Source organism: Streptomyces sp. NPDC045955 (assembly GCF_056430805.1).
This window is the reverse complement of record NZ_JBWKKY010000007.1, coordinates 351300-376209: the sequence shown is the minus strand read 5'-3', so window position 1 is coordinate 376209 and position 24910 is coordinate 351300. Positions and strand designations below refer to the sequence as shown.

15 protein-coding genes are annotated in these 24910 nt (G+C 71.3%); 4 read left to right on the top strand and 11 right to left on the bottom strand.

Features of this window, described 5'->3' with window-relative positions:
• Window positions 1-5: 5 nt before the first annotated feature.
• Window positions 6-695 (top strand): TetR/AcrR family transcriptional regulator, encoded by a 690-nt coding sequence (locus AC07F0_RS17600; protein ID WP_478979803.1) that lies wholly within the window; start codon window positions 6-8, stop codon window positions 693-695.
• A 29-nt stretch (window positions 696-724) separates the two neighbouring features.
• On the opposite strand, the gene AC07F0_RS17595 is transcribed toward AC07F0_RS17600, so the two are convergent.
• The 8 genes from AC07F0_RS17595 to AC07F0_RS17560 form a co-directional block, all read right to left on the bottom strand.
• The gene (locus tag AC07F0_RS17595; RefSeq protein ID WP_478979801.1) at window positions 725-1081 is read right to left on the bottom strand and encodes a 5-carboxymethyl-2-hydroxymuconate Delta-isomerase; all 357 of its coding nucleotides are present in this window, start codon (window positions 1079-1081) and stop codon (window positions 725-727) included.
• A gap of 30 nt (window positions 1082-1111) precedes the next feature.
• The gene (locus AC07F0_RS17590; RefSeq protein ID WP_478979928.1) at window positions 1112-2731 is read right to left on the bottom strand and encodes a SpoIIE family protein phosphatase; all 1620 of its coding nucleotides are present in this window, start codon (window positions 2729-2731) and stop codon (window positions 1112-1114) included.
• A 77-nt stretch (window positions 2732-2808) separates the two neighbouring features.
• Entirely contained in the window at window positions 2809-8211 is a 5403-nt protein-coding gene (pulA, locus tag AC07F0_RS17585; RefSeq protein ID WP_478979800.1) for a pullulanase-type alpha-1,6-glucosidase, read from the bottom strand.
• 106 nt (window positions 8212-8317) lie between these two features.
• The gene (locus AC07F0_RS17580) at window positions 8318-9688 is read right to left on the bottom strand and encodes an alpha-amylase (protein ID WP_478979798.1); all 1371 of its coding nucleotides are present in this window, start codon (window positions 9686-9688) and stop codon (window positions 8318-8320) included.
• A 133-nt stretch (window positions 9689-9821) separates the two neighbouring features.
• Window positions 9822-11489 carry a glycoside hydrolase family 13 protein gene (locus AC07F0_RS17575; protein WP_478979796.1) on the bottom strand — a complete coding sequence of 556 codons (1668 nt, stop codon included), beginning with the start codon at window positions 11487-11489 and terminating at the stop codon, window positions 9822-9824.
• Between the two features lie 176 nt (window positions 11490-11665).
• Entirely contained in the window at window positions 11666-12517 is an 852-nt protein-coding gene (locus AC07F0_RS17570) for a sugar ABC transporter permease (protein WP_436726652.1), read from the bottom strand.
• Between the two features lie 14 nt (window positions 12518-12531).
• A complete protein-coding gene (locus AC07F0_RS17565) occupies window positions 12532-13536 on the bottom strand; it encodes a carbohydrate ABC transporter permease (protein WP_478979794.1) in 1005 nt (334 codons plus the stop codon).
• A gap of 118 nt (window positions 13537-13654) precedes the next feature.
• A complete protein-coding gene (locus tag AC07F0_RS17560) occupies window positions 13655-14923 on the bottom strand; it encodes an extracellular solute-binding protein (protein ID WP_436726654.1) in 1269 nt (422 codons plus the stop codon).
• Window positions 14924-15325: 402 nt separating this feature from the next.
• On the opposite strand from AC07F0_RS17560, the gene AC07F0_RS17555 reads away from it, so the two are divergent.
• Window positions 15326-16360, top strand: a complete 1035-nt coding sequence (locus AC07F0_RS17555) for a LacI family DNA-binding transcriptional regulator (protein WP_478979792.1) — start codon at window positions 15326-15328, stop codon at window positions 16358-16360.
• A gap of 93 nt (window positions 16361-16453) precedes the next feature.
• Window positions 16454-17332, top strand: a complete 879-nt coding sequence (locus tag AC07F0_RS17550; RefSeq protein ID WP_478979790.1) for a phosphatase PAP2 family protein — start codon at window positions 16454-16456, stop codon at window positions 17330-17332.
• A gap of 636 nt (window positions 17333-17968) precedes the next feature.
• On the opposite strand, the gene AC07F0_RS17545 is transcribed toward AC07F0_RS17550, so the two are convergent.
• Together AC07F0_RS17545 and AC07F0_RS17540 are read right to left on the bottom strand one after the other, a co-directional pair.
• Window positions 17969-19537, bottom strand: coding sequence for an amidohydrolase (locus tag AC07F0_RS17545; RefSeq protein ID WP_478979788.1), 1569 nt, complete (start codon window positions 19535-19537; stop codon window positions 17969-17971).
• A gap of 47 nt (window positions 19538-19584) precedes the next feature.
• The gene (locus AC07F0_RS17540) at window positions 19585-21036 is read right to left on the bottom strand and encodes an APC family permease (RefSeq protein ID WP_478979786.1); all 1452 of its coding nucleotides are present in this window, start codon (window positions 21034-21036) and stop codon (window positions 19585-19587) included.
• Window positions 21037-21180: 144 nt separating this feature from the next.
• On the opposite strand from AC07F0_RS17540, the gene AC07F0_RS17535 reads away from it, so the two are divergent.
• Window positions 21181-21813: a TetR/AcrR family transcriptional regulator gene (locus AC07F0_RS17535; RefSeq protein ID WP_478979785.1), complete on the top strand. Its 633-nt coding sequence runs from the start codon at window positions 21181-21183 to the stop codon at window positions 21811-21813.
• Here the strand turns inward: AC07F0_RS17535 and AC07F0_RS17530 are convergent.
• Window positions 21810-24818 carry a bifunctional [glutamine synthetase] adenylyltransferase/[glutamine synthetase]-adenylyl-L-tyrosine phosphorylase gene (locus AC07F0_RS17530; RefSeq protein ID WP_478979783.1) on the bottom strand — a complete coding sequence of 1003 codons (3009 nt, stop codon included), beginning with the start codon at window positions 24816-24818 and terminating at the stop codon, window positions 21810-21812. The two genes, AC07F0_RS17535 and AC07F0_RS17530, sit on opposite strands and share 4 nt — an antisense overlap.
• Window positions 24819-24910: the final 92 nt, after the last annotated feature.

Sequence of the window (24910 nt, the reverse complement as noted above, 5' to 3'; positions counted from 1 at the left end):
TTCGCATGACTACCGGGGTTCGCCGCAGAATGGGAGTCGAGGAGCGGCGGCAGCAGTTGATCGGCGTCGCCCTCGAACTGTTCAGCCGCCGCTCGCCCGACGAGGTCTCCATCGACGAGATAGCGTCCGCCGCGGGCATCTCACGCCCGTTGGTCTACCACTACTTCCCCGGCAAACTCAGCCTGTACGAGGCCGCGTTGAAGCGGGCCTCGGAGGATCTCGCGGCCCGTTTCGTGGAACCGCACGAGGGGCCGCTGGGGGCCCGGCTGCTGCGGGTGATGCGCCGCTTCTTCGACTTCGTCGACGAGCACGGCCCCGGTTTCTCCGCCCTGATGCGCGGCGGTCCGGCGGTCGGCTCCTCCACGACCAACGCGCTCATCGACTCCGTACGGCAGGCCGCGTATGTCCAGATCCTTTCGCATCTGGGCGTGACCGATCCGCCCGCGCGGCTGGAACTCGTCGTGCGTTCCTGGATCTCGCTCGCCGAGTCGACGGCGCTGATCTGGCTGGACGGCCGGCGCATCCCGCGGGCCGAGCTGGAGGTCCAGCTCGTCCACGACTTCGCGGCGCTCACCGCGGTCAGCGCCGCCCAGGACGCGGAGATGGGCGCTCTGATGCGCCGCATCGCCCAGGCGGAGCCGGCCGACGGCCCGTTCGCCCAGCTGGCCGGGCGCCTCCTGGCGCTGGCGACCTGAGCCCGCCGGCTCCCGGACTTCTCGGCCTCTCAGCTCTCGAACTTCCGGTAGGACGCATCGAGTTCGCGTACCTCGGCGGAGGCGTGCAGCGCGCGTCCCTCGGCGGCCTTCAGGTGGGTGCGCAGCAACTCCAGGGTGGCCTCGGTGAGCCGGGCCTTGGTCTCCTCGGTGCGGCCGGGGAGCAGCGCGATGTGGACATGCACATGGGCGTGCCCCTCGGTCTCGGGGCCGACCACGACGTCCTCGGTCCGGCGGAACCGGGTCTTGCACGCCGCCGGCTTGGCGGCCGCGATCTCGACCGTCGCCTCGTGCAGGGCCTGCGCGAACCCGGGCCGGTCGAAGTCGTCCGCGAGGTCGGCGGAATAGTCGACGGTGATCTGCGGCATGAGCACTCCTGGTCTGGGCGGCCGATGGGCTCACCCTAACCGCAGAGCCAGCATCGCGATGTCGTCCTCACGGTCCCGGCCGAAGCAGCCGAGGAGCACGTCGCAGAGGGTGTCGAGGCCGGCCGGGGCGTCCGCGGCGGCCGTGCGGAGCTGTTCCAGGGAGGTCTCCAGGGGGGTGCCGCGGGTCTCGATGAGGCCGTCGGTGACCATGAGGAGGCGGTCGGTGGGCTTCAGCCGCCGCTCGGTCGGTGCGGGCCGTTCCAGGCCCAGCCCGAGCAGCGGACCGCACGCGTCGACGTACTCGGCGCCACCCCCGTCGCGCAGGATCAGCGGCGGGATGTGCCCGGCGTTGGCGATCCGCGCCCGTCCGCTGCCGGGATCGACCAGGGCCAGGCAGACGGTCGCCGTGACATCGGGGTGGTACTGCTGGAGCATCCGGTCGAGCCGCTCGGCCAGGACCACCGGGTCGCTCTCGGTCACGCAGTAGGCGCGCAGCGCGTGCCGGATCTCGACCATGACGGTGGCCGCGTCCAGCGAGTGCCCGACGACGTCGCCGACGGCGGTGAGCACGCCGTCGGCGGTGCGCAGGGCGGCGTAGAAGTCGCCGCCGATCTCGGTCTGCCGGGAGGCGGGCACGTAGCGGACGACGATGTCGACGCCAGGCAGGTCCGGCAGCTTGTGCGGCTGGGGCAGGAAGCTGTGCTGGAGGGTGAGGGCGACGTGCCGCTCCACCCGGTACAGCAGCAGTGGCTCGGCGGCCAGGGCGCAGGCCTGGGCGAGGCGGCCGAGCAGCCCGTCGGCCGCGGGGTCGGTGATCGCGGTCCGGCGTACGGGGGTGGCGAGGCAGACCGCGGTCCGGCCGTCCTGGGCGGTGGCCACCGTCAGGCGGGCGTCCTCCTCGACGCCCGGCCGGAACATCCCGGCCGGCCACAACGGCGCGGGGACGACGGTGCTGTGGACGCCCGTGCGGCCCTCCGCGAGCCGGGTGACCAGCCGGGCCGCCGCCTGGTGGGCGCCGGTGTTCGCCGGTGCGGGACGACACCGGGCCGTGCCCCGGTACGGCTCCCCGTCCGCGCCGATCACGAACACCACGGCGGGCGAGGCGGTGAGGCGGGCGGCGCCGTCGGCGGCCGCGGCGGCGAGTTCCCGCGGGCAGCGGGCGGCCTGCACCGTGACGATGGCCTCGGACAGCAGCGTCAGACGGTGGACGGCGGTCTCGGCGCCCGTGCTGCGGCGCGCCCCGCGCACGGCGGCCCGGACGACGGCCTGGATCTCCTGCGGCTCGGCGGGCACGGTCAGATAGGCGTCGCCGCCCGCGTCCAGGCCCCGGCACCGGTCGCCGGGCGCGGTCGCGGCGGCGGAGAAGTGCACGACGGGCAACGCGGCCAGGGGCGGCCGGGCCCGGACCCGGCGGCACAGTTCGAAGCCGCTCATGTCCGGCAGGCCCACGTCGACGAGGGCCACGTCGGGCAGGGTGCCGTCCCGGAGCCGGACGTCGAGCTCGACGAGCGCCTCGCCCCCGCTGGCGACGGGCACGACCCGGTGGCCGGCCCGGCTCAGCACCGCGCCCATGGCGTAGCGGCTGGCCGCGACGTCGTCCACGACCAGCACGGTGGTGCCGGGGCTGTGCTGCGTGCCGTTGCGGTCCATCTTCGACTGGGCGCCTCGGGGCGTACGTGGGTGGGGCAGACCGTCGGTCGCGGCCTGCCCCACCCAACGTAGTGCGGCTATCCGGCGGCCCGGGTGAAGACGGCGACCGTGCGCCCCGGAACGGCGAACGTGCCCGATTTCGCCGCGTAGGAGGACGACTTGACGGTAGAGTCCGCCCCCGCCGCCTGCACGGGGTGCAGCCGGTAGCCGGTCCCGGCGAGTGCGGGGACGCGCTGTTCCCGCCGCTCGGGGGTGGCGTTGAAGACGACGACGAGGTCACCGAGCCGCATGGTGATCACGCCGGGCGTCTCGTCCTTGCCGGACAGCGGGAAGGAGAGCCGGGACTGCACCTGCTCGGCGGTGCGGAGGGAGAAGTCCCGCTCGGTGGTACGGATCCGCAGCAGGTCCCGGTAGGCCGCCGAGGCGCCCTCGATCTGCTCGCAGCCCACCCTGACCTTGCTCAACAGGGGCTTGGCGTACGGCCATTTGGCTGCGTTGTCGGCCGCCATGGGCAGTCCGCGGCCGAAGCCGTTGCCGTCGGCGCAGTTCCAGTGGACGGCGTTGAACCAGTCGCCGCTGTCGTAGGAGTTGCGGTCCAGGGACTTGGAGCGGAGCAGGTCGGTGCCCGCCTGGGAGAGGGCCGGGCCCTGGGACAGGGTGGCCGTCGCCATGGCCAGGACCTGCATCCGGGCCCGGTCGGACGCGCTGGTCGTGGCGGGCAGTTTGAAGGTCAGCGCGTCGAACAGGGACTCGTTGTCGTGCGCGTCGGCGTAGGCGAGGGCGTCGCCGGGGGCGTCCGCGTAGCCGGCGGGTGAGCCGTTGTAGTCGACCTCGGAGCCCTTGACCTCCTTGCCGCTGGTGTCGGTGAACCGGTAGCCGGCGAGGTTGCCGGAGAGCCCGACCTTGATCAGGTCCTGGTAGTGCAGCAGGCGGGCCTTCTGCTCGGCCGGAGTGCCGTTGTGCTCCGAGGAGTTGGGTTCGGTGTGGAGACCGGACGCGAAGCCCTGCACGCCGGGGTCCTCGTCGAAGGGACCGCCGCCGCGCACGGCGTCACGGGCCCGGTCGGAGAAGGTGGCGATGCCGGTGCCGGCCATGTTCTTCTGGGTGGCCTGGACGAACCGGGCGTCATCGGCGACCTCACCGAAGTTCCAGCCCTCCCCGTACAGGATGATCTTCTTGCCGTCGACGCCGTCCTTCTCCGGGGTGAGCGCGTCGAGGGCTTTCCGGACCGCGAGGATGTTGGCCTTCGGGTGGTGGCCCATGAGGTCGAAGCGGAAGCCGTCGACCTTGTACTGCTTGGCCCAGGTGACGATCGAGTCGACGACCAGCTTGCCCATCATGGCGTTCTCGGTGGCGGTGTTGGCGCAGCAGGTGCTGTTCGCCACCGAGCCGTCGGCCAGGAGCCGCTGGTAGTAGCCGGGCACGATCCGGTCGAGGACGCTGGTCCGCTCCTGGCCGGCGGCCGCGGTGTGGTTGTAGACGACGTCCATCACGACCCGCAGGCCGCTGTCGTTGAGGGCCTTCACCATCTTCCGGAACTCGACCGTGCGGGCCGTGCCGTCCGGGTCGGTGGCGTAGGAGCCCTCGGGGACCGTGTAGTGGTACGGGTCGTAGCCCCAGTTGTAGGCGTCCTTCGCGGCGATCCTCCCGACGCACTCCTGCTGCTGGTCCGAGTCGGCCGGGTAGGAGGCCAGGTCGCAGTCGACGCTCGCCTGGTCGGCCGCGCGCTCCGGGATGGTGGCGATGTCGAAGGCGGGCAGGAGGTGGACGTACGAGGTGCCGGCCTTGGCCAGCTCGCGCAGGTGCTTCGAGCCGTCGCTCGCCTTGTCGGTGAAGGCGAGGTAGGTGCCCGGGTGCCGGGCCGTCCGGTCCTCGACGGAGAAGTCCCGGATGTGCAGTTCCTGGATCTGGGCGTCCCGCAGCGGTACGGCCTCGGGCTTGGCGTACGTCGACCAGCCGGAGGGCTTCAGCGCCTTGTCGTCCAGGTCGACGACGAGGCTGCGCTTCGAGTCGGCGGTGAGGGCGAGAGCGTAGGGGTCGGTGACCTTGTTGGTGACGACCTTGCGGACGCTGGGCGCCCAGACCTTCACGACGTATCGGTAGGGCTTGTTCCGCCAGGACGCGGGGCCGGTGACGGACCAGACGCCGGTGAGGGAGTCGCGTTTCATGGGGACGGTGCGGTCGCCGATCTCCAGGGCCACTGACTGCGCGGTCGGCGCCCACACGGACAACGCGGGGCGGCCCTTGGGGAACGTCGGCCCCAGGTCGGCCTTCGTCGCGTCGTACAGGTCGTCGAGGACACCGGCGATCTGGACGCCGGTCGCCGCGAGCACGGCCCCGTTCACCGCGTGCTGCGTGGCGACGACCTGGCCGCGCAGGGCCTCGCGGACCCGGTCGCGGTCGCGCGGGTCGACGGTCCAGGCGTCGTACTCCTTCAGGTGCGGGAACCTGGCCTTCTGGGCGTCGGTGAGTTCGCTCTTCGACAGGCGCAGCCACTTGGCCTCGCCGGTCAGCGCGCCGTCCCGCACCGCGATCGAGCCGTCCCGGGAGTAGAGCAGCTGGGTGGAGGCGGCGGCGTCGGAGCCGTTCCAGGCGAGGGTGTTCCGGTCGATCCAGACCGCCTTGGACGTGGTCAGGTCGAGGGCGGCGGCACTGCCCGCGGGCTGCGGGAGCAGGTACTTCTCCTGGCCGCTCAACAGCCACACCTCGTGGCCGTTCGCCTTGAGGTCGAGCGACTGGTCGGCGGGCAGGTCCTTCTCGTCGCCCTTGTGGATGATGTAGCTGAGGCTGGTGGCACCGTCGCTGAGCGGTACCTCGAAGACCGCACCATACGTATCAGTCTTGACCGGCTTCAGGGGGTTCGACCACTCGGTGGGCCGCGCGGCGCCCGTCCAGACGTGCAGGCCCCAGCCGTCGTAGTTCCCGTCGGCCCGGTGGTAGTGCAGGACGGCCTTGCTCCTGTCGGGGGCCGGGTAGGCAGGGCGCTCGGTGGTGACGGTCTCCTTGCCCTGCTCGATCCAGACCTCGCCGGTCCTGGTGACGTCGATCGTGCGGTCGGTGGAGACGTCCTTGTCGCCGTCCTTGTCGATGACGAGGAAGCCGACGGTCGAGGCGCCGGGCTTGAGCTTGACCCAGGCGAAGGCTCCGTAGGCGTCGCGGCCCGTGAAGGGGTGGCTGTCGGGCCACTGGGTGGCCTCGCCCTCGGCGAGGTCGCCCCAGGCGTACAGGCCCCAGTCGGCGTAGTTCCCGTCCGTGCGCTTGTAGTGGACGATCGCGTAGTCGCGGGAGGACGCGGTGGGCGGCGCGTCGACGGGCGGGGTACCGGCGGTGGAGGCGGTCAGGGCGCTCGCGGTGCGGCCGGCCGAGTCGACCACGACCGCCTTGTAGCGCAGGGCCGTGCCGGGCGCCACGTGCTCGCCGATGGTGTGGGTGACCTTGTACGGGGCGTGGTCGGCGGAGCCGAGGACCTGCCACTTGTCGTTGCCGGTCTGGGCCGCGAAGACGACGCGGTTCAGCTGACCGCCGTCGACGTCCGCGGAGACCTCCACGGTGCCGGTGGCGCCTGCCGCCGGGGCCTTCAGGGTGACCGTCGGAGCGGTGGCGGGCGCGGCGAGCCGGCCGGCCGCCTTGAGGACGACCGCCGAGCCAGGCGGGACGGTGACGGTGAGCTTCCTGTCGCCGTCGCTCTTCAGGGAGTCCTCGGTGCCGTAGATGCCCTTGAACGTCATGCCGGCCGAACCGGTCGCGAAGGTCGCCGTCCTCGCCTCGCCCGCGTTGTTGGCGGCGACGACGTACTCGATGCCGCTCTTGGCGTCGGTGCGGGAGAAGGCGTACACGCCCCGGCCCTCGGCCGCGTAGCGCTGCTCCTGGACGCCGTCGGCCAGGGCGGGGTGGGCCTTGCGGAGCTTGGCGAGAGCACTGATCTGCCGGTAGAGCGGTGCTCTCGTGTCGTAGGCGTCCTCGGCGTGGGTGCGGTCGGTGCCGATCAGGTCGTCGTCGATGTAGTCGGCGGTGCGGGAGGCGAACATGCTCTGCCGGGCGTCCTTGTCACCGCCCGCGCCGGTGAAGCCCTGCTCGTCGCCGTAGTAGACGACGGGGTTGCCGCGGCTGAGGAACATCAGCTCGTGGGCGAGCCGGTCCTTCTTCAGCAGCTCGGCGTCGGTGGCCTTGGGGTCGTCCTGCCTCAGGAAGTACCCGATCCGGCCCATGTCGTGGTTGCCGAGGAAGGTGACCTGCTCGTACGCGTTGGCCTTGTCGGTCGTGTACTTGTAGTCGTCGCCGAAGACTTTCGCGAGCTTCTGCGCGCTGCCGCCCTGGGAGGCGTACTGCCGGGCCGCCTCCTGGAAGGGGAAGTCGAGCGTGGCGTCGAGGCGGCCCTGGGTGACGTACGGGGAGGTGACGTCCGTGTCGGCCGAGTAGACCTCGCCGAACATGAAGAAGCCGTCGCGGCCCCGCTGTGCGGCGTACGCGTCCAGGGCGGTCGCCCACTGCGTCCAGAACTCCGTGTTGACGTGCTTCACGGTGTCGATCCGGAAGCCGTCGACGTCGAAGTCCCGCACCCAGCGCTGGTAGATCCGCTCCATGCCGCGCACGACCTCGGGCCGCTCGGTCCACAGGTCGTCGAGGCCGGAGAAGTCGCCGTGCGTGGAGCTCTCACCGGCGAAGGTGGAGTCGCCGCGGTTGTGGTACATCGTCGGGTCGTTGAGCCACGACGGGACTTTGACGTCCTTCTTCGCGGCGGGGACGGTCGGCGTGCGCGGGAAGGAGTCCGCGTCGACGGCCGGGAACTTCGACGTTCCCTCCGCGTAGTCGGCGTCGTCGAAGGGCACGCCGTCCTTCGTCAGGTACGGGAAGGCGCCCTTGGAGAGGTAGTCGTAGGACTTCTCCTCGTAGTCGACGACGTCCGCCGTGTGGTTGGTGATGACGTCGAAGAAGACCTTCATGCCCTTGGCATGGGCCTTGGAGATGAGGGTTTCCAGGTCCTTGTTGGTTCCGAAGTGCGGGTCGACCTGGGTGAAGTCCGTGATCCAGTAGCCGTGGTAGCCGGCGGAGGCGTTGCTCCCCGTGCCCTGGACGGGCTGGTTCTTGAAGATCGGGGCCATCCAGAGGGCGGTGGTGCCCAGGCCCTTGATGTAGTCGAGCTTCTTGGTCAGGCCCTTGAGGTCGCCACCCTGGTAGAAGCCCTTGTCGGTGGGGTCGTAGCCGGTGGACAGGCGGGAACCGGTCAGCCCGCCCTTGTCGTTGCGCGGGTCGCCGCCCGCGAAACGGTCCGGCAGGACGAAGTAGAACTGCTCACGGGTGGCGTCGTGGCGGGCGGGCTCGGCGGCGAGCTTCGCGTCGGACGGGGGCGCCGGCGGGGTGGCCGCCCCGGCGGCGAGCGGCTGGACGAGTGCCGCGGCCAGCGCGGTGGCGGTGACCGCAGCGACCCGTCCTGCACGGGAGGTTCGGCGCCTGGACGGCACCGGCCATCTCGGTATCACTGACGTGGACTCCTTGCGATTGCGGCTCTCTCGGGTCCGACCCCGCGCGAACGTATCGCCGCCGAAACGCTTTCAGCAAGAGTCCTGCAACTGCTGGAAAGAACTTTCAGCAGCTCGGCTTGGCCGCATGGATCGCCAAGGCCGTGTGCGAGCCCAGCGTGGCCGTCAACTGCCCGCTGGAGTTCACCGTCACGGTCCTGTTGTTCTGCACATCGCAGTACGTCCCCGCAGGCAGCGACGTCTGATACGTACGGCTCAGCGAACCCGGCTCGTGGTTGATGGCCACGAAGCCCTTGCCGCCCCGGCCGAAGGCGATGGCGTCGCCCCCGTTGTCCCACCAGTTGGTGACGGGCTCACCGCGGGTGGTGTTGCGGAAGCCGACCATCGACTTGATCTCCGGCCACTTGTGCTGGCACTTCCAGCCGTCCTGCCAGCAGGCGTTGACCTGGCCGCCGTTCGGCGGGCCGGCGTCGTGGTCGGTGAATTCGTACCCGGAGTTGATGTCCGGGGCGCCGTAGGGCCACGCGAGCATGAAGACGTTGGCCAGGGTGTAGGTGGCGTTGTCCTTGTAGCTGAGGGTCGAGCCGTTGCGCTCGGTGTCGTGGTTGTCGACGAAGACGCCGGAGACGCCGCTGTTCATGTAGCCCCAGCCCTCGCCGTAGTTCTTCAGATAGGCGAGGTTCTCGTTGGTGAAGACCCGCTTGAGGTCGTACGCGTACCGGAACTCCTGCACGTCCCCGTTGCCCGTGTACTCGGTGGGCTGAACGGCCTCGCCGCTGCCGTGGATGACCTCCTGCTTCCAGTACGCCGACGGGTTGTTCAGCCGGGACTTGATGTTCGCCAGGTCGGCGGCGTCCATGTGCTTGGCAGCGTCGATGCGGAAGCCGTCGACGCCGAGGGAGAGAAGGTCGTTCATGTAGCCGGCGATAGCGCCGCGGACGTAGGACTCACCCGTGTCCAGGTCGGCGAGACCCACCAGTTCGCAGTGCTGGACGTTCCAGCGGTCTTGGTAGGTGCTGATCCGGCTCGTGCAGTCGTCGAAGTCGTACGACGAGTAGAGGCCGGGGTAGGTGTACTTCGTGTACGACGAGCCGCCGGTGCCGGTGCCGGCGCCCGCCGACATGTGGTTGATCACCGTGTCGACGACGACCTTCACACCGGCCGCGTGGCAGGTGTCGACCATGTTCTGGAAGGCCGCGCGGTCACCGAGCCGGCCGGCGATCCGGTAGCTGACCGGCTGGTATGAGGTCCACCACTGCGGGCCCTGTATGTGCTCGGCGGGCGGGGAGACCTGGACGTAGCCGTATCCGGCGGGACCGAGGGTGTTGCCGCACTCGCGGGAGACGGAGGCGTACGTCCACTCGAAGAGGACGGCGGTGACGTCCTTGGCGCCAGGTGGGGAGGCCTGTGCGTCAGTCGGGTTCATGACAACCGCAGCCGCGGCGAGCGCGGCGGCGGCGAGGTGTCTGCGTGCCATGTGGGGTTTCCTTCTTCGTTGAAGGACTGTTGAAGGTTTTTGCTGCAAGGTTCAGAAACCTTGCGGTGACGCAGAGGGTAAAGGCCCGCCGCCCCGAAGGGCAGCGGGCCGTGCCGAATTCAACGGAAAAAGATCAGCCGGTGGTCCACCACACCGTGGTGTCGGCGGGCACCTTCGCCTCGTCGTCGACCTGGACGATCTCCCCGCTCGCGACCAGCATCCGCCCGTACGCCGGCATCGCCACCGACTCGCCGGTGGTGTTCGCCACGCACACGAACTCCCCGCGCCGGAAGGCGAGCACGCCCTCGGGTGCCCGCAGCCACTCCACGGACGCGCCGGCTCCGAGGTCGGGCCGCTCCCGGCGCACGGCGAGCGCGGCCCGGTACAGCTCCAGGGTCGAGCCGGGCGCGCCGGTCTGCGCCTCGACGCTCAGCTCGCCCCAGCCCTCCGGCTGCGGCAGCCAGCTGCCCCCGTCGCCGAAGCCGTACGACGACCCGGTCCGGGTCCAGGGGATCGGCACCCGGCATCCATCACGGAAGCCGTCCTGGCCCGCGCCCCGGAAGTACGCCGGGTCCTGGCGCACCTCGTCGGGCAGATCCACGACGTCCGGAAGCCCCAGCTCCTCGCCCTGGTAGAGGTAGGCCGAGCCGGGCAGCGCCAGCATCAGCAGGGTCGCGGCCCGGGCCCTGCGCAGGCCCAGTTCCCGGTCGCCGGCCAGACGGATCTGGGTGCCGAGGCCGGGCGGGTTGGCGAACCGAGTGGCGTGCCGGGTCACGTCGTGGTTGGACAGGACCCAGGTGGCGGGGGCGCCGACCGGGCGCATGGCGTCCAGGGTGCGGTCGATGACCTCGCGCATCTCCGCGGCGTCCCAGTGGGTGCTGAGGTACTGGAAGTTGAAGGCCTGGTGCAGCTCGTCCGGGCGGACGTAGTTGGCGGTGCGCTCGATGGTCGGCGTCCACGCCTCGGCGACGAAGATGCGCTCACCCGAGTACTCGTCGAGGATGCGCCGCCACTGCCGGTAGATCTCGTGCACCCCGTCCTGGTCGAAGAACGGCATGACATCGTTGCCCAGCAGCCTTACCTGGTCGTGGGATCCAAGGTCAGGCAGCCCCTCCGCCTTCACCAGACCATGGGCGACATCGATCCGGAAGCCGTCGACGCCCATGTCCAGCCAGAAGCGCAGGATGGAGCGGAACTCGTCGCCGACCGCCGGGTGCTCCCAGTTGAAGTCGGGCTGCTCGGGGGCGAAGAGGTGCAGGTACCACTCACCGTCCGGGACCTGTGTCCAGGCCGGGCCGCCGAAGATCGACTCCCAGTCGTTGGGCGGGAGTTCGCCGTTCTTCCCCTTGCCGGGGCGGAAGTGGTAGCGGTCCCGCAGCGGGGAGCCCGGGCCCTCCGCGACGGCCCGCTTGAACCACTCGTGCTGGTCGGAGGAGTGGTTGGGCACGAGGTCGACGATGATTCTCAGGCCCAGCTCATGGGCGTCGCGGATCAGCGCGTCGGCGTCCAGGAGGTTGCCGAACATCGGGTCGACGGCCCGGTAGTCGGCGACGTCGTAGCCGGCGTCGGCCTGCGGCGAGGCGTAGAAGGGGCTGAGCCACACGGCGTCCACGCCGAGGTCGCGCAGGTACGGCAGGCGGGTGCGGACACCTTCCAGGTCGCCCATGCCGTCGCCGTTGCTGTCGGCGAAGCTGCGCGGGTACACCTGGTAGATCACCGCGTCCCGCCACCAGTCGCGACGCTTGGCGACGGCCACGGCGGACGTGGGGGTGGGGGCAGGTGCGGCTGAGTGCTGGCTCATGTCGTCCTTGATGCGTAACTGAGGTGTGGTCATGTGAGCGTGGGCTGGGTGGGTGACGAGGCGGCCGCGGCACAGCGGGGTCGGATGGGCACCGCGGCCGCCACCCGCGCCCCTCAGGGACGCGGGGAACTGCGCGACCAGCCGCGACGGACCCGCAGCCGGTCGACAAGCGGAGGTCACCCCTTCGTGCCGCCCGCCGTGAGCCCGGTCACCAGGTTCTTCTGCACGAGGTAGAAGAACGCGGCAGCCGGTATCGCGATCAGCACAGCCGTCGCGGCCATCAGGTTCCGCTGCGCGTCATGCTCGCTCACGAACGTCTGGAGACCGACGGCAAACGTGTACTTGTCGTCACTCAGCAGGAACGTCGAAGCGAACGCGACCTCGCCGAAGGCCGTGAGGAAGCTGTAGAACGCCGCGACCGCGAGGCCCGGCTTGGCGAGCGGCAGGATGAGCCGCGCGAACGTGCCGAAGGGGGTCAGCCCGTCGACGCGCCCGGCCTCGTCGATCTCGAACGGGATGGTGTCGAAATAGCCCTTCATCAGCCAGGCGCAGTACGGCACGATCGTGGTGCAGTTGACAAGGATGAGACCAAGGTAGCTGTCGATGAGCTGCAGATCCGAGAGGATCTGGTACATCGGCACGATCAGTACCGCGATGGGGAACATCTGGGTGACGAGCAGCACCCACATCAGCTTCCGGTAGCCGGGGAACCGCATGCGGGAGACCGCGTAGCCGGTGGACGCGGCGACGACGACGCCGATGAGCGTCGTGCCCAGCCCCACGATCAGCGTGCTCTTCAGCCAGTGGAAGAAATTGGTGTCCTGCAGGACGAAGGTGTAGTTGTCGAGCGCCATCTTGCCCCAGATGCGTCCGGGGTGGAGGTAGTCGTCCTTGTCCGGGCCGAGGGACAGGAAGACCAGCCAGGCGATCGGGAAGAGCGCGGTCAGGCTCGCACCGATCAGGATGCTGTGCGAGACGAGGGAGGCCGTGCGGCTGTGCTCACCGCGGCGGCGGGTGGTCGTACTCATGTCGGACTCCTGCCTCAGATCGCGAGCTGCTGCTCGTTGCGGTTCAGCCAGCGGCGGTAGAAGGAGGTGAAGACGATCAGGATGGACAGGAGCAGGATTCCGTAGGCGGCGGACTGGGCGTAGTCGCGCGGCTGCTGTCCGAAGCCCAGCTGGTAGGCCCAGGTCACGAGGATCTGGGCGTCCGGGGCGGTGTTGCCGAACAGCAGGAAGATGATGGCGAACTGGTTGAAGGTCCAGATCACGCCGAGGAGCACCACCGTGGTGCTGACGGACCGCAGGCCGGGCAGGGTGACGTACCGGAAGCGCTGCCAGGCATTGGCGCCGTCCATCTCGGACGCCTCGTACAGGCTCGCGTCGATCGACTGGAGTCCGCCGAGCAGCGAGACCATCATGAACGGCACGCCGCACCAGGTGTTGACCATGATCGCGGCGAACCGCTGCCAGGTGGTGTCCTCCAGCCACAGAGGTGTCGGCAGGTGCAGGAAGTCAAGGCCGGAGTTGATGATGCCGCCGTCGGCGAGCATGAACCGCCAGCCGAACACGGTGACGAAGGTCGGCACGGCCCAGGGCAGGACGAGGATCATCCGGTAGAGGGTGCGGCCGCGCAGCTTCTGGTTGAGCAGCAGGGCGAGACCGAGACCGATGCCGTAGTGCAGGGCGACACAGGCCGCCGTCCAGAAGACGGTCCACAAGACGTGCGACCAGAAGCGGTCGTACGCCGTCGGGCCCCACAGGATGTCGGCGTAGTTGTCCAGGCCGATGAACTTGTAGGTGGCGTCGATCTGATTGACGCCGATCGTGCGGGCGGTGTTCAGGCTGGTGGCGTCGGTGAGGGTGAGGTACAGGCCGTACGCCAGCGGGTACAGCACGAGGACGCCGAGGACGACCGCCACCGGCGCGATCATCGCGTAGGCGTACCAGTGCTTGTGGAAGCCGTTCTTCAGCCGGCTGCCCGGCCCGGGCCGCGGTTCCCGCTCACCGCGCCGCTTGCCGGTCGCTCGGTCGATGACGACTGTCATGGTTCGGCACCTTCTGGAGGTTCAAGGAGTTCGGAGGGGAGCTGCCCGGACGCGGGCGCGGCCGGTGGCCGCCGGGCCCCCTCCCCCATGACCGGGGGAGCCGGCGGCCACCCGGCGGTCACTTGGAGAAGTCCGGCACCAGCTTGGTCATGGCGGTCTCGGCGTCGCCGAGACCCTTGTCCAGGGACTCCTTGCCGCCCGCGATCTCGATCAGCTCGTCGTCGAGCGGGCCCCACAGGGAGCTGTACTCGGGCAGCGCCGGGCGCGGCTGGGCGGAGGACAGCACGCCCTGGTAGCCGGCGATTCCCGGGTCGGCCTTGACCTCGGCGGTGTAGGCGTCCTCGCGCGTGGGGAGCGTGGAGTTCTTCAGCGCGATGGTCTCCTGGGCCTTCGCCGAGGTCATGAACTTCACGAACTTCAGCGAGGCCTCCTGGTGGGCCTTGTCCGAGCCCGCGTACACCGAGAGGTTGTGGCCGCCGGTCGGAGCGCCCGCCTTGCCGGTGGAGCCGGCCGGGACGGTGGCGATGCCGAGGTTGTTCTTGTCCTTGAAGGCCGAGCCCTTGTAGAAGTTCGTGATCTCCCACGGGCCCTGGACGATCGAGGCGACCTTGCCGCTGACGAACGCCTCCTGGATGTGGGCGTAGGCGTCGGCGGTGGTGTCGGCCTTGTGCAGGCCCTTGCCCTTGAAGAGGCTCTGCCAGGTGCCGTAGGCCTTCTTGGCGGCGGGCGAGGTGACGGTGATCTTCTTGGCGTCGACGTCGACGGTGTCGGTGCCCTCGCCGTAGAGGAAGGACTGGGCGTAGTAGGCCTGGGTGGAGCCCCAGTAGCCGTCGACGCCGGTCTTGTCCTTGATGGTGGCGGCGGCCTTCTTCAGGTCGTCCCAGGTCTTGGGGGCTTCGACGCCGGCCTTCTCGAACAGGGCCTTGTTGTAGACGAGGGCGAGGGTGTCCGTGGTGAAGGGGACGCCGTAGGTCTTGCCGTCGTACCTGGCCTGCTCGATCAGGCTGGGCTGGAACTTGTCCTGCTCGGCGAGGGCCTCGGTGCCGTCCAGGGGCGCGAAGAAGCCCTTCTTGGCGAAGGCCGGGGTCCAGCCGACCTCGGAGCGCAGCACGTCGGGGGCACCCTTGGAACCGGCGGCGGTGTCGAACTTGTTCTGCGCCTGGTCGAAGGGGACGTTGACGTAGTTGACCTTGATGCCCTTGTTGGCGGCCTCGAACTCCTTGACCAGGGCCTTGTACGTCGGCGCCTCGTTGGTGGCGTTGGAGGTGTCCCACCAGGTGATGGTGACCGGGCCGTCGGCCTCGTCGCCGCTGTCGCTCCCGCCGCACGCCGTCGCCGCCAGGGCGAGGGACGCCACCAGCGCGGTGGCCGCTATGCCACGCCGCATGAGTTCTCCTTGAGGGTGAAAGCCCGTTTCGTGCTGCCGACTGCACCGTTGGCCGCCGGGCGTCGGTGAGATTAGCCGCGCTGGAAGGAGTTGCGAAAGACCTTGCAGCAAAAAGTTGCAAGGGGTGCGGATGGTTATCCTGCCGTGACCTCTTCCGGCCTCCTCCTGACCGCTGTGGAACGGGGATTTCCGGCTGTCGGGCGGGGAGTCGGGCAGTTGTGCAAGACTCTGCAAGCACTTGCCATCCGTTGCCGCCGGGTGAATCATCCGTTGCGGATCGGACGCCGACCACGACTTCGAGGGACCGCGATGACCAAGCCACCCGCAGCGGGCCGTGCGCCGGCCCGCACCAGGCGTCCCGTCGGTGTGCAAGCGCAACCCCGGCCGCTACAGTCCAGTGCTGTGACCACACGGCTTGCCGACATCGCTGCTCAGGCGGGGGTGAGCGAAGCGACCGTCAGCCGCGTCCTCAACGGGAAGCCGGGCGTCGCCGCCACCACCCGCCAGTCCGTGCTGGCCGCCCTCGACGTGCTGGGTTATGAACGCCCGGTGCGGCTGCGGCAGCGCAGCGAGGGCCTGGTGGGTCTGATCACCCCGGAGCTGGAGAACCCGATCTTCCCGGCCCTGGCCCAGGTCATCGGCCAGGCGCTGACCCGGCAGGGCTACACGCCGGTGCTGGCCACCCAGACGCCGGGCGGCTCGACCGAGGACGAGCTCACGGAGATGCTCGTGGACCGCGGGGTCGCCGGCATCATCTACGTCTCCGGGCTGCACGCGGACACCACCGCCGACATGGAGCGCTATGACCGGCTGCGCGCGCAGGGCGTGCCGTACGTGCTGGTCGACGGCTTCTCGCCGAAGGTGCAGGCGCCGTTCATCTCCCCCGATGACCGCGCGGCGATGAACCTCGCGGTGACACACCTGGTGTCCCTCGGGCACACGCGGATCGGTCTGGCCCTGGGGCCCAAGCGGTTCGTGCCCGTGCAGCGCAAGATCGAGGGGTTCGTGCGCACCATGCAGGACCAGTTGGGGCTGGGTGCCGAGGTTGTCGAGACGGAGCTGGTCCAGCACTCCCTCTACACCCTGGAGGGCGGGCAGGCCGCGGCCACGGCGCTGATCGAGCGGGACTGCACGGCGGTGGTGTGCGCCAGCGACATGATGGCGCTGGGCGCGATCAGGGCGGCTCGCCAGCGCGGCCTGGAGGTTCCGAAGGACGTCTCCGTGGTCGGCTTCGACGACTCGCCGCTGATCGCCTTCACCGACCCGCCGCTGACGACGATCCGCAAGCCGGTCCCGGCGATGGGCCAGGCGGCGGTGCGCACGCTGCTGGAGGAGATCGGCGGGACGCCCGCGCCCCACAGCGAGTTCGTGTTCATGCCGGAACTGGTGGTGCGCGGGTCGACCGCTTCGGCGCCCGGGGACCGCGCTCGCCCCTGAGGTTCCCGGCCGGATTTCGCCGTAGAACATGCGGTCCGTACCAGCGCGGGGGATGATCGGGGGGACAGGGCTTTTCTGGCAGACTTTGTGCCTATGGGTGACACGACCGTGACGACGCTGGACGGCCGGAAAGCGGCCGTTCCGGACCCGGTCGCGGCCGATCCGGGGCGGGGTCTCCTCCCCCGGCCGCGCACCCCCCGCCGGCCCCGGTTCTGGTTCGAGATCCTGCTGATCGCGGTGAGTTACTGGACGTACTCGCTCGTCCGCAACGCCGTGCCCGAGCAGAGGACCGAGGCGCTGCGCAACGCCGACTGGATCTGGCAGACCGAGCACGCCCTGGGCATCGCCGTCGAGGAGTCGGTGAACCGGGCCGTGAACTCGGTGACTTGGCTGATCATCGGCATGAACTACTACTACGCGACGCTGCACTTCGTGGTGACGCTGGGTGTGCTCGTGTGGCTGTACCGTCGCCATCCCGGCCGGTACGCGGCGACCCGCCTGGTGCTGTTCGCGACGACCGCCGTCGCCCTGGCCGGTTACTATCTGTATCCGCTGGCGCCCCCACGGCTGATGAACGGCGGCGACTTCATCGACACCGTCATGGTCCACCAGACCTGGGGGTCGATGGCGTCCGGCGACCTGAAACACATGTCCAACCAGTACGCCGCGATGCCGTCGATGCACATCGGCTGGTCCACGTGGTGCGGCCTGACGATCTTCGCCCTGGCGACGGTCCCCTGGGTGCGGGTGCTGGGCCTGCTGTACCCGGCGCTGACGCTGGTGGTCATCGTCGCCACGGCGAACCACTTCTGGCTGGATGCCGTCGGTGGCGTGCTCTGCCTGTCCTTCGGTTTCGCGGTGGCGGGTGTCTGGTACGGCCGGCATCCGTACGCACTGCCGAGAGACGTACCGAGGCGGGGCACCGGCAGGCCACACAGGCGCCCCGAACCGGCGCCCACCCCCAAGCCCTGACCCCCGACAGCACCTGGCACCCAACCGGCTCCACTGCCCCCTGACGCGCCGGGCCCGAGGACACCCCTCCCATCCGGCACCGGCGCCGCCCTCGGCGCCGCGACAGCCCGCACGGCGGCGAAACCGCCATGGCCCACGGGGCTGCCTCGGCCGGGCCGCCCGTCCCGGTCTGACATGCCCCAGCCGCAACAGCGCCCGAGCAGCCCGGGGGCTCGGTCCGAGACACCCTCTCCACCCGCCTGGCCGGCGCCGGCGCCCACCTCGGCCCCAGGTCCCCGCATGGCGGCGCGACCGCCACCGCCCACGGGCGGCCGGCCAGGTTGCCTGGACGACACTCGAGAGCCGGCCTGCCGCCCGGCCGCGGCGGCGGCGCCAACCGACACGACCACCACGGACGCGCATGGCCCGAAGGCACCTTGCCCGCCCCGCCACGGCCGCACCGGCCGCGGCCCGCGGCGGCCGGACGGCCTCCGTCCACGGGCGGAGGCCGTGGACGGAGCCCGTCCACGGGCGGCCGACCCCGCCGCTCCGGCGACGCCGCCCGCGCCGGTTCGGCATCCCCCGGCCACGGCAGTGCAACCGGCCGGCCGCCACGGGCCCGAAGGCATCGCTGCCCGGCGTGGTCGGCCCGGGCGTTCACTTCCGGTACACCACGTGCCCCCCGGTCACCGTCAGTCGCACCGGTGCCTCCGTCACCTCGTCCGCCGGGGCGGTCACCGGGTCCAGTTCCAGGGCCGTCAGGTCGGCACGGAAACCGGGAGTGATGCGGCCCGCCGTGTCGGATTCGCCCGCTGCCAGGGCCGCATGGGTGGTGCAGCCCTCCAGTGCTTCCAGGCCGGTCAGACCGGCGCGGATCGACGCCGCGCCCCTCGGGGTACGGGCCGTGGCGAGTACGGCGCGGGCGTCGTAGTGCGCGATCGGCCAGTCCGAGCCGAGGGCCACCACCGCGCCCGCGTCCCGCAGGTCCCGCAGCCGCCAGGCGCGGCCTGCCCGGCCCGTGCCCAGCCGCCGGGACCACTCGTCGGTGCCGTCGGCCCGGGTGTACGCGGTGTGCGGCGGCTGCATCGACGCCGCCACTCCCAGCCGCGCGAACCGCGGCAGCAGCTCGTCCGGCAGCGTCTCGATGTGCTCGATGCGGTGCGCCCCGCGCCCGCCCGGCCCGAGCCCCTCGACCACGTCCAGGACGTGCCGTACCGCCGCGTCCCCGATGGCGTGCGTGGCCGTGCGCACGCCGGCCGCGTGCAGGTACCGTACGGCGGCGGCGTACGCCTCCGGGTCGGGCCAGAACGCGTCCGTGCCCTGGCCGTGGCAGTCGGCGTGCTCCAGCCAGGCCGTGCCGCCCTCGACGGTGCCGTCCATGAAGAACTTGACCCCGCCGGTCCGCCAGTGCCGGCCACCCCGGCCCTGTACGGCCACCAGCTCGTCCAGAGCGGCCCGGTCCGCGCCCGGCATGCACCAGGGCGCGAACCGCAGCCGCACCGGCAGCACCGTCTCCACGGCCACGGAATCGATCAGTTCCGGGTCACCGGCGTCCATGACGTGCGCCCCGGTCAGCCCGGTCGCGGCCATGGCGGACAGCAGCTCCACCAGGCGTGCCCGGCGTGCGGCGTAGGACGGGCGCGGTGCGATCGCGGCGACCAGGTCCATCGCCGCGTGTTCGACGAGGTGCCCGGTGGGCCGGCCCGAGGCGTCACAGACGACCGCCGAGCGCTGGGAGAAGACCCGGGGGCCGTGCACGCCGGCCGCGGTGAGGGCCGGGCCGGTCGCGAGGGCGGAGTGACCGTCGTAGAGGCGCAGGAAGGCGGGTGTGCCGTCCAGGACGTCCTCGATCAGGTCCCGGTCGACGGGGCGGCCTCCGAAGGCGTTGTGGTCGAGGCCGAAGCCGGTCACCCACCCGTCGGTGCGCTCCGCGCCTGCGAGGGTGGCCCGCAGCCCCGCCAGGTCCGTCACGCCCGACAGGTCCGTGCCGGTCGCCATGTCCAGCCCCCACACGGGGTGGCTGTGCGCGTCGACGAGGCCGGGCACCAGGTGCGCGCCGTCCAGGTGGACGATCTCGGTGCCCGGACCGCACCAGTCGCGGACGTCCCTCTCGTCGCCGACCGCCGCGATCAGCCCGTCGCGCACGGCGACGGAGGTGGCGTACGGGCGGTCCGGGTCGAGGGTGCGGACCCTGGCGCCAAGGAGGACCAGATCGGCGGTGGGCATGCGGTGAACTCCCTTGTGGGGCTTGGACGTTCGTGGCTGTTCGGCGGCTATTCGGCGGGTTCGGCGGCGAAGTCGGCGTAGACGTCGGGGCGTCGCCGGCGCAGCCACCAGGCGAGGGCGAGGCCCGCGACGAACACGGAGGGGGCGGTGACCACGAGGACGGTGTTCACGGTCGGGGACGCCCCGGTGAACAGGTCGATGTGGTTCACCACCAGCACGATGGCCGTCGCGAGCAGCACGGCGGCGACGACGGGCGCCACGACCGTCCGCAGCACGCCCTCCTGGTGGCGCACCCGGCGGAAGTAGCAGGGCACGGCGACCGCGGCGAGCAGCTGGAGCAGGAACAGGCCGATCATCCCCGGGGTGTTGACCCACAGCAGCAGCTGTGCGTACGGGTCGGCGCCGGCCGCCGCGAAGGCCAGGACGACGACCGCGCCGAGGACCGTCTGGGCGAGTCCGGCCATGTAGGGAGAGCCGTGCCGCGGGTGGATGCGTCCCAGCGCCTTGGGCAGCACGCCCTCCTCGGCGAGGGCCAGGGCGTACCGGTTGATGGCGTTGTGGAAGGCGAGCAGCGAGGCGAGGACGCTGGTGACGATGAAGACGTGCATCAGGCCGGCCGCCCAGCCGCCCACGTAGGTGGTGATGGCGGTGAAGAACAGCTCGGCGGGGTTCTTGGCGGCGGCTGAGGCGATCTCGGCGTCGCCGAAGGCCTGGATGACGGTCCAGACGATGAACGCGTAGAACAGGCCGAGGAATCCGACGGCCGCGTAGGTCGCCCGCGGCACCGTGCGCTGCGGGTCGCGCGCCTCTCGGCGGTAGATGACGGTCGACTCGAAGCCGGTGAACGCGGCGAAGGCGAAGGCGAGGACGGCCGCGGTGCCGGGGACGAGGACGTTGCCGGGCTCGAAGGAGGCGAGGGACAGCCCGTGCGCGCCGCCCTTGATCAGGACCCCGCCCGCGAGGAGCACGAGGATGCCGGTCTCGGCGACGAGCAGGACACCGAGCACCTTGGCGCCGAAGTCGATGGAGCGGTAGCCGCCGTAGCCGATGAGCAGCAGGCCGGCCAGCGAGATCGGCAGCCAGGGGACGTCGGCGCCGAACACGGCGCGCGCGGTGTCCTGGCCGGCGGAGCCGAGCAGGCCGTAGACGCCGGTCTCCATGCCGTTGTAGCCGACCAGGGCGAGAAGGGCCGCGCCGATGCCGACGGGGCGGCCGAGTCCTCGGGTGATGTACGCGTAGAAGGCGCCGCCGCTGCGGACGTGGCGGCTCATGGTCGTGAAGCCGACGGCGAAGACGGCGAGGGTGAGACCGGCCAGGAGATAGCCGGCGGGGGCGCCGACGCCGCCCAGCAGGATCGCGAGGGGGGCGACACCGGCCATGACGGTGAGCGGGGCGGCGGCGGAGACGACGAAGAAGGCGATGTCGGCGGTGCCGAGGGAACCGGAGCGCAGGGTCGCCGTGGCGGCCGGGGTGCGCTCCCCTGAGGTGGTGACGGACATGGGCAGGCCCTTCGAGCGGCGGACGGGGAGGGCGTGGGGGGAGTCCGGGCGTGCGGGATCACCGCGGTAAATCTAAAGGCTTTCGGTTTTGGCAATGTAGCCTCTACCTCGGCATCCGGGAAGACCTCAGGGGGACCACCGACCATGGGACGGCCGCGCACACCACTCCTCGACCGCGAGCGCATCGCGACGACGGCGCTCGAAATCGTCGACGAGCGCGGCGACTTCAGCGTGCCGCAGGTGGCCAAGCGGCTGGGCGCGCAGACCGGCTCGGTGTACCACCATGTGGAGGGCCGGGACGGCATCGTCGAACTGCTGCGTGAGCGGGTGTCGGCGGCGATCGACCCGGCGACCCTGGATCTGCGCCCCTGGGACACCGCCCTGGAGGCCTGGGCCCGCTCCTATCGCGCCGCGTTCGCCGCGCACCCCAAGGCGATCCCGCTGCTGATGACGTCCCCCGTGCGGGCACCGCGCGTGCTGGAGCAGTACGAGCGGGCGGTGACGCTGCTGCTCGGCGCGGGCTTCGCCCCGGCCGATGTGATGCCCCTGCTCACCGCCCTGGAGAACCTGGTCCTCGGCTCGGCCCTCGACCTCGCGGCCCCCGAGACGATGTGGGAACTGACCGCCTCGTCACCGACCCCGCGGCTGGCCGAGGCGCTGTCGGCGGCGAGCGAGGGCCGGGCGGACCAGGCGTTCGAGGTGGGCCTGACGGGGTTCATGAAGCACGCGAGGGAGGTACGGGCCGGCACCCCGCAGGGGGTGTCCGAAAGTCCCTAACGCTCCGTCACTCCGTAGAACAGCTCGTCCACCACGCTCCGGGCCCGGCGGGCCGTTCGCCGGTACGCGTCGAGCATGTCACCGGCGTGGCCGGGGCCGTAGCCCAGGTACCGTCCCACGGCGGCGAGTTCGCGGGGCTCCGTGGGGAACGTGTCGGCCGCCCGGCCGCGTACCAGCATGACCGCGTTACGGACGCGGGTCGCGAGGACCCAGGCCTCGTCCAGGGTCGCCGCGTCCTCGTCCGCGATGAGACCGGCCGTACGCGCGGCGGCCAGGGCCTGACGCGTCCGGGTCGTGCGCAGGCCCGGCTCGGCCGCGCCGTGCCGCAGTTGCAGCAGCTGCACCGTCCACTCCACGTCGGACAGACCGCCCGGCCCCAGCTTGGCGTGCAGCTTGGGGTCGGCGCCCCGCGGCAGCCGCTCGGACTCCATACGGGCCTTCAGCCGCCGGATCTCGCGCACGGCCTCGTCGGCGAGCCCGTCCGCCGGGTAGCGCAGCGGGTCGATCAGCTCGATGAACCGGCGGCCCAGGTCCTCGTCCCCGGCGACGGGTTCGGCCCGCAGCAGCGCGTGCGACTCCCAGGTCAGGGCCCACCGGCGGTAGTACGCCGCGTACGAGGTGAGGGTCCGTACGAGCGGGCCGGACTTGCCCTCCGGGCGCAGGTCCGCGTCGATGAGGAGGGGCGGGTCGGCGCTGGGGATCTGGAGCAGCCGGCGCATCTCGGAGACGACCTTGTTGGCGGCCTGGGAGGCCTCCCGCTCCTCGACGCCGTCGCGCGGCTCGTGCACGAACAGCACGTCCGCGTCGGAGCCGTAGCCCAGTTCGTGTCCGCCGAAGCGGCCCATTCCTATGATCGCGAACCGGGTGGGCAGGCTGTCCCCCCACCCGTCGCGCACGACCGCGCGCAGCGTACCGGCGAGGGTCGCGGCCGTCAGGTCCGACACCGCGCCGCCGACCCGGTCCACCAGGGCGCCCGGGTCGGCCTCGGCGGCCTGCTCCTCGGTGCCGTAGGAGCCGACGATGTCGGCGGCGGCCGTACGGAACAGCTCGCGGCGGCGCACACCGCGCGCGGCCGTGACCGCCTGGGCGGCCCCGTCGGCCCGGTTCACCGCGGCGAGTATCTCCTGCTCCAGATGGGCGCGGGAACGTGGTTCGAGGCCACCGCCGTCCCCGTCGCCGAGCAGCGCCACCGCCTCCGGGGCACGCATCAGCAGGTCGGGCGCGAGCCGTCCGGCGGACAGCACGCGGGCGAGGTTCTGCGCGGCGGCGCCCTCGTCCCGCAGCAGCCGCAGGTACCAGGGCGTCTTGCCGAGCGCGTCCGACACCTTGCGGAAGTTCAGCAGACCCGCGTCCGGGTCGGCCGAGTCGGCGAACCAGCCCAGCAGGACGGGCAGCAGGGTGCGCTGGATGGCGGCCTTGCGGGTGACGCCGGACGCCAGTGCCTCCAGGTGGCGCAGGGCGGACGCCGGGTCGGCGTAACCGAGGGCGACCATGCGCTCCCGTGCCGCCTCGACGCTCAACCGGGCCTCTCCGGTGGCGAGTTGGGCGACCGCGTCGAGCAGCGGCCGGTAGAACAGCTTCTCGTGCAGACGCCGTACGACGGTGGCGTGCCGCTTCCACTCGCGCAGCAGCTCGGCGACCGGGTCGGTGCGCAGTCCGAGGGAGCGGCCGATGCGGCGCAGCTCGGCCTCGTCCTCGGGCACGAGGTGGGTGCGGCGCAACCGGAACAGCTGGATCCGGTGCTCCATGGAGCGCAGGAAGCGGTAGGCCTCGTCGAGCTGGGCGGCGTCGGACCGGCCGACGTACCCGCCGGCGGCCAGGGCCTTCAGCGCGTCGAGGGTGGTGCCGCTGCGCAGCGAGGTGTCGGCCCGGCCGTGCACCAGCTGGAGCAGCTGCACGGCGAACTCGACGTCCCTGAGGCCGCCGGGGCCCAGCTTCAGCTGGCGGTCGACCTCGGCGACGGGGATGTTCTCCACGACCCGGCGGCGCATCTTCTGCACGTCGGGCACGAAGTTCTCGCGCTCGGCGGCCTTCCACACCAGCGGCTGGACGGCGGCGACGTACTCCGCCCCGAGGTCGAGGTCGCCGGCCACCGGGCGAGCCTTGAGCAGCGCCTGGAACTCCCAGGTCTTGGCCCAGCGCTGGTAGTAGGCGAGGTGGCTGGAGAGGGTCCGCACGAGCGGGCCGTTCCTGCCCTCGGGGCGGAGGTTGGCGTCCACGGGCCAGATGGACCCCTCGACGGTCGTCTCGGAGCAGATCCGCATCATGTGCGAGGCGAGCCGGGTCGCGGCGCGGACGGCCTTGGTCTCGTCGGCGCCCTCGGCGGCCTCCCCGACGAAGATGACGTCCACGTCGGAGACGTAGTTCAGCTCGTGGCCGCCGCACTTGCCCATCGCGATGACCGCGAGCCGGCACAGGGCGACGTCCTCGGGCGCGGCCGCCCCGGCGATGCGCAGGGCGGCGCGCAGGGTGGCGGTGGCCAGGTCGGCGAGCTCGGCGGCGGACTCGGCGACGCCGGTGGTGCCGCACACGTCCCGGGCGGCGATGGACAGCAGGCAGCGCCGGTAGGCGACGCGCAGGGAGACGGCGTCGGTGGCCTCCGCGAGACCGGCCTCGAACTCCTCCACCCCGGGGTGCAGGTCGCGCGCCTCGTACATGACGAGCGCCTGCCAGTCGCCCGGGTGCCGGATGAGGTGGTCGGCGAGGGCGGTGGAGGCGCCGAGCACCCCGAGCAGCCGGTCGCGCAGCGGCTTGGAGGAGATCAGCGTGTCGAGGAGCTCCCGGCGGGCGCCGGGGTCGGGCTGGGCCTCCAGCAGCCGGACCAGTCCGAGCAGCGCGAGATCTGGGTCGGCGGTCGCGCCCAGCGCGTCCAGCAGCACCGGGTCGTCGCGCAGGGGCGCGAGGTCGGCGCTGTCCAGGAGCCGCTCGGCGGCGGAGGCGTCGGTGAAGCCGTGCCGCAGCAGCCGCGTGAAGGTACTGCTCCTGCGCCCCGGCGCCGCCGTCATCCGGGCCTCCCTCGCACTGTTCCTCGGACTTGCGTCGGATCAAGGTCGTACGGCTTTGAGCCTAACCGCAGAGCCCGGGGGAAGCGCCGATG